Source organism: Mycobacterium sp. (genome assembly GCF_049280035.1).
Taxonomy (GTDB): domain Bacteria; phylum Actinomycetota; class Actinomycetes; order Mycobacteriales; family Mycobacteriaceae; genus Mycobacterium.
The window spans coordinates 1-1,937 of sequence record NZ_JBAPPI010000647.1 but is presented as its reverse complement, the minus strand read 5'-3'; the positions used below and the strand labels follow the sequence as shown (position 1 = coordinate 1,937).

Annotated in this window: 3 protein-coding genes; 1 reads left to right on the top strand and 2 read right to left on the bottom strand. The window is 64.2% G+C overall.

Annotated features, from left to right (window positions below; all coding sequences use genetic code 11):
* Together WAN71_RS20795 and WAN71_RS20790 are read right to left on the bottom strand one after the other, a co-directional pair.
* Window positions 1-943 (bottom strand): sigma-70 family RNA polymerase sigma factor (locus WAN71_RS20795; RefSeq protein WP_422227139.1); only part of this gene is annotated, 943 nt, incomplete at its 3' end.
* Window positions 944-1,092: 149 nt separating this feature from the next.
* Complete coding sequence (locus WAN71_RS20790) at window positions 1,093-1,515, bottom strand: DUF3099 domain-containing protein (RefSeq protein ID WP_422227140.1); 423 nt, start codon at window positions 1,513-1,515, stop codon at window positions 1,093-1,095.
* A 43-nt stretch (window positions 1,516-1,558) separates the two neighbouring features.
* Between WAN71_RS20790 and WAN71_RS20785 the strand changes: the two genes are divergently transcribed.
* Complete coding sequence (locus tag WAN71_RS20785) at window positions 1,559-1,798, top strand: DUF3039 domain-containing protein (RefSeq protein WP_422227138.1); 240 nt, start codon at window positions 1,559-1,561, stop codon at window positions 1,796-1,798.
* The last annotated feature ends 139 nt before the right edge of the window (window positions 1,799-1,937 follow it).

The window sequence follows — 1,937 nt, the reverse complement described above, 5'->3', positions numbered from 1 at the left end:
GCAGTCGGTCGGCCCGGTCACCGTTGCGGAGCTTGGTCATAACCTCGCGCTCGATTTGGCGAACCCGCTCACGGGACAGGCCGAACAACTTGCCGATCTGGTCGAGCGTGCGGGGCTGTCCATCGTCGAGCCCGAAGCGCAACCGGATCACCTGATGCTCACGCTCGTCGAGGGTTGCCAGCACCGTGCGAATGTCGGTGTGCAGCAGCTCGGCGATCACGGCGTTCTCCGCGGACATCGCTTCGGCGTCCTCGATGAAGTCACCCAACGGCGCCTCTTCCTCGGAGCCGACCGGCATGTCGAGGCTCACCGGGTCGCGGCTGTGCTCCAGCAGGTCGTTGATCTTCTCGACCGGAATGCCCGACTCGGCAGCGAGTTCCTCGTCAGTGGCTTCACGGCCGAGGTTCTGGTGCATCTCGCGCTTGATCCGTGCCAGCTTGTTCACCTGCTCAACCAGGTGAACGGGCAGCCGGATGGTGCGGCTCTGGTCGGCCATGCCCCTGGTGATCGCCTGCCGGATCCACCACGTCGCGTAGGTCGAAAACTTGAATCCCTTTGCGTAGTCGAACTTTTCCATCGCCCGGATCAGCCCCAGATTGCCTTCCTGGATGAGGTCCAGCAGCGGCATTCCGCGGCCCGTGTAGCGCTTCGCCAACGACACGACCAACCGGAGGTTGGCTTCCAGCAGGTGGCCTCGTGCTGCTTCACCGTCGCGGACCACGGCCGCCAGATCGCGCTTGCGGTTCTCGCCGAGGCGTTTGCGGGTTGCAAGCAGATGCTGGGCGTACAGGCCGGCCTCGATGCGCTTGGCAAGCTCGACTTCATCGGCTGCATTGAGCAATGCCGTTTTGCCGATGCCGTTCAGATACACGCGCACCAGGTCCGCGGCTGGGCTCTGAGCATCGAGATCGCTGTCGAACCGGCTTGTGGTGGCATTTGCCATTAGCGCCCTCCTGATAGGCGTGAGCTGTCATGAGGTACAACGACCTACTTGGGGGATGAGTTCCCACGGTGTGGCCATCTCACACCCGTTGACGTGCGCGAATGTCCGCACGGTCTGAGAATGTGCTGAGAAATAGTGTCCGCGAACGGCTATTCGGAACTGTCAGTGGCCGCGGATGGTGATTCCGGTTGCGGCGCTGGGCGCGTGTACTGCTCGAGCGCGGGGCGTTCGGCGGTGGGGAACAGCGGGGTGCGCCGGGTGACCCCGTCGAAGCGCCGGGGTTCGTCGGGGCGGCGCGGCGGTCGGTCGTTGGCGATCAGCACCGCCATCCAGGGCAGCGGGAACGACGCGGCAATGATCAGAAGCGAGACCAAACCGTTGTGCCACATGCCATATGCGACGGCGGCCAGAATTAACGCCGGAATCCGGAAGGCCATCAGCGTCAAGTATTTCCGCACTCGCTGGCGTTGCTGCACCTCGTATGAGGGAGCGGCGGCGGTGATGAGTACCGGCCTGCCCTCGTCGTCGAAACCCAGCTCAGTGCCGCGCTTCATTTCTCCACTGTTCCACACTTCTGCCACCCCGTCGAAGCTTGTTCCGGCACAATACGTAGACATGCAGACCCACACGATCGAGCGCACCGATACCGACGAACGCGTCGACGACGGGACCGGCAGCGACACCCCCAAGTACTTCCACTACGTCAAGAAGAACAAGATCGCTGAAAGCGCCGTGATGGGCTCCCATGTCGTGGCGCTGTGCGGCGAGGTGTTCCCGGTGACGAAGGCGGCAAAGCCGGGCTCACCGGTATGCCCGGACTGCAAGCGGATCTACGAGAAGCTCAAGACGGGCTGACCCGGTCGGGGCTGACCGGTGCCGGCGCCGCATCCGTCGGGTCGTCGGTGCCGTCGGCGCCGTTCGCCTTGGCACGTGATACCAGCCACCGCCGCAGCCGGTGGGCATGGGTTCTCGGGGCCGGCCACTCCTCCTGAAT

What these genes read in the sequence shown, in the direction of transcription:
- WAN71_RS20785 (WP_422227138.1), top strand. Translation starts at nt 1,559, where the DNA reads ATGCAGACCCACACGATCGAGCGCACCGATACCGACGAACGCGTCGAC.